We start from the raw sequence: 4,837 nt of genomic DNA on the forward strand, positions 1-4,837 counted from the left end.
GACGGATGGCCCCGGCCGTACCGCCCGAACGTCGAGGTCGGATTCGCGCCAGTGCAACACCCCGGCCGTTTGGTGGACTTCGGGGCACACCCAGCACTCACGGACAGGACCTCCGGCATGCCCGACGCCACCCTCCTCCCCGCCCCGCGCACTCCCGGCGGCGGCCGCTCCCCGTCGGGGCCCCGGGCGCGGGGCGGCGGTTGGTTCGCGGTGGTGGCGGTGACGACGGGGGTGTTCTCCATCGTCACCACCGAGATCCTGCCGATCGGGCTGCTGACCCCGATCGGCGCCACGTTCCGGATCTCCGACGGGACGGCCGGACTGATGATGACGCTGCCGGGCATCGTGGCCGCGGTGGCCGCGCCGCTGATGACCGTCGCCACCAGGCGCGCCGACCGGCGGACCGTGCTCTGCGTCCTGCTGCTGGTCCTGACCTTGTCCGACCTCCTCAGCGCGCTCGCCCCCGGCTACGGGGCCGTCCTGACCTCCCGCGTCACGCTCGGCCTGGTCATCGGGGCGTTCTGGTCGATCGGCTCCGGGCTCGCCCCCCGTCTCGTCCCGGAGCACCGACGAGCCCGGGCCAACACCGTCATCTTCTCCGCCGTTCCGCTCGGCTCCGTCCTCGGCGTACCGGCGGGCGTGTACCTCGGCTCCCTCGCCGGCTGGCGCGCGGCCTTCGGCGCGATGGCCGTGCTGACCCTGGTGACGCTGGTCGCCCTCCTGGTGTCACTGCCGCCGCTGACCCCGCTGACCGCCACCGACCTGGGGGTGCTGCGCCGGCTGCTGGCCGGCCGGGGTACCCGCACCGGCATCGCGGCGACCTTCCTGATCGTCCTGGCCCACTTCGGCAGCTACACCTACGTCACCCCCTTCCTGACGACCGCCACCCACGCCGGCCCGGGTCTGATCACCGGGCTCCTGCTCGGCTACGGAGCCGCCGGACTGCTCGGCAACGTCCTCGCCGGCGGCCGCGCGGCACGGACGCTGCGCCCGGTGTTCGGCACGGCCACCGTCCTGCTGGCCGCCGCGACCCTGCTGCTGCCGCTGCTGGGCACCGGCGGCCCGGGCGCGGCCGTCCTGCTGACGGTCTGGGGCGTGGCGTACGGCGCCGTCCCGGTCTGCTCACTGACCTGGTTCCTCACCGCGGCACCGCACGCTCCGGAGGCGGCCGGGGTGGTGTTCACCTCGGTGTTCCAGGCCACCATCTCGATCGGCTCCCTGGCGGGCGGCCTCGTGGTGGACCGCACCTCCCCCGCCACCGTGCTGCTGCTCGGGGGCGTCGTCGCCCTCCTGGCCGCCGTCACGGTGGGGGCGTACGGCCACCGGGCGGACCCCGGCCCGGCGCCCGTGCCGCAGCGCTGAAGCCGCCCCGGTCGGGTCTGGTCCGCGGCGCCGTCCTTCGCGAGAATGCCGCGAGAATTCCGGAGCACCGCCCGCCCACCCGCGGGCGGTGCTGCCGACCGGGACGGTCCCGGTCGGGTGGCGGCGGGAAGGACGGCGATCGGGATGGGCTCCGCGTTCGACGGGCGGTTCGGCGACTACCAGTACGAGATCTACCTCAACGGGCTCGCCGGCGTGCTGCCGACGATGCCGATGGACTTCGCGGAACTGGAGTCGCGGGCCCGGTCGGCGCTGGCGCCGTCGGTGTTCTCCTACGTCGCGGGCGGGGCGGGCGACGAGTCCACCCAGCGGGCGAACGTCTCCGCCTTCGAACGGTGGGGCCTGGTGCCGCGGATGATGGTCGGCGCGGCCCGGCGGGACCTCTCGGTGGACCTGTTCGGGCTGCGGCTGCCGTCGCCGCTGTTCATGGCACCGGTCGGGGTGATCGGCCTGTGCGCCCAGGACGGCCACGGGGACCTCGCCACCGCCCGGGCCGCCGCCCGTACCGGGGTGCCGATGGTCGCCTCCACCCTGACGGTCGATCCGCTGGAGCGGGTGGCCGCCGAGTTCGGCGACACCCCCGGCTTCTTCCAGCTCTACACCCCCACCGACCGGGCGCTGGCCGAGAGCCTGGTGCACCGGGCGGAGGCCGCCGGCTTCAAGGGCATCGTGGTCACCCTGGACACCTGGATCACCGGCTGGCGTCCGCGCGACCTGTCGACGGCCAACTTCCCGCAGCTGCGCGGCCACTGCCTGGCCAACTACTTCTCCGACCCGGTGTTCCGCGCCCGCCTCGCCAAGGCGCCGGAGGAGGACGTGCGGGCGGCCGTCCTGGAGTGGGTGAGCGTCTTCGGCAACCCGCTGACCTGGGACGACCTTCCGTGGCTGCGGTCACTCACCGACCTGCCGATCGTCCTCAAGGGCATCTGCCACCCCGAGGACGTGCGCCGCGCCAAGGACGGCGGCGTGGACGGCGTCTACTGCTCCAACCACGGCGGCCGCCAGGCCAACGGCGGCCTCGCCGCACTCGACGCGCTGCCCGGCGTGGTCGAGGCCGCCGACGGCCTGCCGGTCCTCTTCGACTCCGGTGTCCGCTCCGGCGCCGACGTCGTCAAGCCGCTCGCCCTCGGCGCCACCGCCGTCGGCGTGGGCCGCCCGTACGCCTACGGCCTGGCTCTGGAGGGCACCGACGGCATCGTGCACGTGCTCCGCGCCCTGCTCGCCGAGGCCGACCTCCTCATGGCCGTCGACGGCTACCCCACCCTCGCCGACCTACGCGCCGACGGCGCCCTGCGCAGGATCTGACCGCATCCGGCTCGCCGTGACGACGACGAGTCGGTCAGGCCGGTGGGTACCTGCCATTCGCGGCGTCGGCCCTTGTTGGTCAGCAGCAGCCCCTCCTTGAAAACCAGTAGCCCCAGTTGGCTCGCCGGCTTGGCGGCCGGCGGCAGGGTGTCGCCCGTCTTGCCGTACCCGAAGCTCGGCACGGCGGCGGCGCTCAGCCCAAGCTGGGTGAGGCTGTCCGACGGGGGTACCGCGCTTGGCGAGGCCGAGCGGGATCAGCACCGAGAAGCTCATCAGTGTGCCGGCCAGGTCCTCCTCGTTGACCGGCACCCCCAGCGCGGCGGCGTCCCCGAGCGGGTCTACGGTGCGGCGCATCCGGTCGAGCAGGTCGTTCGTCCAGCCATTGGCGGTCATGTGATCCTCCATCGAAGTCGACATAGTGATACGTACACAACCACCGCACTCTGGAAGGGCCGGAGACCTCACTCAAACGTGGCGCGCCGCCGGCCTGGCCGGGCGGACCCTCAGCGTCCGCGAATCCGCCCCACCACCAGAGTGACCAGCACTACCGTGTCGGCATGACATCAGAGATCGACATCAAGGGCGCGGTGCGTGCTTGGCTCCAACAGGTCGGCACGATCGCGCCCGAGTCCCGGCAGTCGTTCATCTGGGACAGGTTCCCCCCGCAGCCCTCCTGGCGCGCAGTCCGCCAAGCGGTCACCAGCGCGGCGCCCGCCACCGCACGACCCGACCTCTACGTGACGCGGGACCCGGACCGGATCCACGACCGCGTCCTGCTCGACCTCACCGGGCTCGCCGCGTTCGCGCAGAGGACCACCCCTGACGACCTCCGCGCCCAGGACATCGTCGCCCGGGAGTTCGAACGGTTCTGCCTTGCTCCCGCACCGGTCTCCGAGGACTGGGTCCTCCTGGAGGCGAGCTTCCCTCCGGACACCCGAATCCCCATCGGGGACTACGTCCTGCAAACCTTCACCGAACCGGAGCTGCGGCAACTACAGGCTCTGCCCAGCGTCGACGACCTGCCCTTCCACTCGTCCTTCCCGGCCGATGTCTTGGCGGGAGCCGCGTTCCTGCGCCGGCCCGATGCGGAGCGCGAACTCCTCAAAGGGGCGCGGTTCTCCCCGGCGATGCGGTCCCGGCCCGAACTGCTGCACTGGCAGCCCCTGCTGATCCTGATGCTGTGGTCCAGTGAGCTGACCAGGATGCAGGCCAGCTACGAGGTGGAACCAGGCCGACGGGTCGGCCTTGACCATGGCACACCAGGCATCGAAACACACGTCGCCGCAGCCGACGATGACGTGATGGTCGAGTACGAGGTCCACGAGAAGGGCTTCTACGAGGTCCTCCCGGAGGACCGGGAGCGGTTCGCCGCGTTCTGCGCCTGGGCTGACGACCGGATACGCAAGGTGCAGACCCAGGGCGGGAAACGGCAGTCCCGTCGCCTGAGCCGGTCCGCCCAGCACCTCGTCCGGGCGATGCACCGGACCTATACAGGGGAGTACGTGCCCGAGGAGGAGATCGAAGAGGTCCTGCTCCACTACGTCATCGCCATCGAGGCCCTGATGGCTGACGAAAACAACCTGGACCTCAGCCGGAAGGTGCAGATCCGGGCCGCGACCCTGTGGCGCACGGACAGGACCCGTCAGGCAGTAGCGGACACGCTGAAGAAGGCCTACGCCGCGCGCTCCAAGTACGTCCACGGCGACGAGATCGGCGAGAAGGACAAGGACAAAGTGGACCTGGCGGTCCTGCGGCACGTGGCGTTCCAGACCCTGCTGCGCTGGTTGATCATCGCCACGAGCAAGGACAACGTCGTGAACGTCCCCGAGGTCCTGGACGGCGCGACACTGTCCGATGCGATCAGGCAGAACGATGTGCTCAAGCCGATCGATGCCTTCTACGCGTCGACACCGCCGGCCTGGAGGCCCACCGACACACCCGACGCGGAGACCGAGGAGAAGGCCCCGAGCCCGGCGGAACGCCGCCCTCGGCCGCGCCTCTCTTCAGGCTGGGGACCCTCCGCCACGGAGAGCTAGGCTTTCCCTTTTCGGATCTTGTCGGATCAACGCCCGTCGTTGGGTCGGCCGCTCGCGGAGCAGGGTGCTGTAAACGCGAAGAGCCCCCATCCGGTTTCCCGGATGAGGGCTCTTCT

4 protein-coding genes are annotated in these 4,837 nt (G+C 71.6%); 3 read left to right on the forward strand and 1 reads right to left on the reverse strand.

Features of this window, described 5'->3' with window-relative positions; all coding sequences use genetic code 11:
- The first annotated feature begins 117 nt into the window (after nucleotides 1-117).
- Both J0670_RS30300 and J0670_RS30305 read left to right on the forward strand, forming a co-directional pair.
- Nucleotides 118-1,362 (forward strand): MFS transporter, encoded by a 1,245-nt coding sequence (locus J0670_RS30300; RefSeq protein WP_207814913.1) that lies wholly within the window; start codon nucleotides 118-120, stop codon nucleotides 1,360-1,362.
- 144 nt (nucleotides 1,363-1,506) lie between these two features.
- Nucleotides 1,507-2,685, forward strand: coding sequence for an alpha-hydroxy-acid oxidizing protein (locus J0670_RS30305; protein ID WP_207814915.1), 1,179 nt, complete (start codon nucleotides 1,507-1,509; stop codon nucleotides 2,683-2,685).
- Here J0670_RS30305 and J0670_RS30310 read toward each other — a convergent pair.
- Nucleotides 2,653-3,078: a hypothetical protein gene (locus tag J0670_RS30310; RefSeq protein ID WP_207814917.1), complete on the reverse strand. Its 426-nt coding sequence runs from the start codon at nucleotides 3,076-3,078 to the stop codon at nucleotides 2,653-2,655. The genes J0670_RS30305 and J0670_RS30310 overlap by 33 nt on opposite strands.
- Nucleotides 3,079-3,242: 164 nt before the next feature.
- On the opposite strand from J0670_RS30310, the gene J0670_RS30315 reads away from it, so the two are divergent.
- Entirely contained in the window at nucleotides 3,243-4,721 is a 1,479-nt protein-coding gene (locus J0670_RS30315) for a HEPN domain-containing protein (protein ID WP_207814919.1), read from the forward strand.
- Nucleotides 4,722-4,837: the final 116 nt, after the last annotated feature.

It is taken from the genome of Streptomyces sp. FH025, assembly GCF_017427025.1.
Classification (GTDB): domain Bacteria; phylum Actinomycetota; class Actinomycetes; order Streptomycetales; family Streptomycetaceae; genus Kitasatospora.

Excerpts from the sequence above, each read along its gene's own strand:
- J0670_RS30305 (WP_207814915.1), top strand. The coding sequence starts at position 1,507 with ATGGGCTCCGCGTTCGACGGGCGGTTCGGCGACTACCAGTACGAGATC.
- J0670_RS30315 (WP_207814919.1), top strand. The coding sequence starts at position 3,243 with ATGACATCAGAGATCGACATCAAGGGCGCGGTGCGTGCTTGGCTCCAA.
- J0670_RS30310 (WP_207814917.1), bottom strand. The coding sequence starts at position 3,078 with ATGACCGCCAATGGCTGGACGAACGACCTGCTCGACCGGATGCGCCGC.
- J0670_RS30300 (WP_207814913.1), top strand. The coding sequence starts at position 118 with ATGCCCGACGCCACCCTCCTCCCCGCCCCGCGCACTCCCGGCGGCGGC.